At 72.3% G+C, this 264-nt stretch carries 1 protein-coding gene; it reads left to right on the top strand.

Annotation, left to right across the window (positions count from 1 at the left end; translation table 11 throughout):
* Window positions 1-264 (top strand): acyltransferase domain-containing protein (locus tag UK12_RS35715; protein ID WP_045307391.1); only part of this gene is annotated, 264 nt, incomplete at both ends.

Here is a 264-nt window from a genome sequence, read left to right as displayed (position 1 = left end):
CTGGTGGCGGCTCGTGGCCGGCTGATGCAGGCGCTGCCCGCCGGTGGGGCGATGGTGGCGGTGCAGGCGTCCGAGGAGGAGGTCCTGCCGCTGCTGGGCACCGAGGTGGGTGTCGCGGCGGTCAACGGCCCGAACTCGGTGGTGATCTCGGGTGCCGAAGCCTCCGTGCTCAAGGTCGCCGAGCAGCTGGCGGCCGAGGGGCGCAAGACCAAGCGGCTGACGGTGAGCCACGCGTTCCACTCGCCGCTGATGGAGCCGATGCTG

It is taken from the genome of Saccharothrix sp. ST-888, from assembly GCF_000955975.1.
Classification (GTDB): Bacteria; Actinomycetota; Actinomycetes; order Streptomycetales; family Streptomycetaceae; genus Kitasatospora.
The sequence above is the reverse complement of the archived record's forward strand: the minus strand, read 5'-3'. Positions and strand labels throughout refer to the sequence as shown.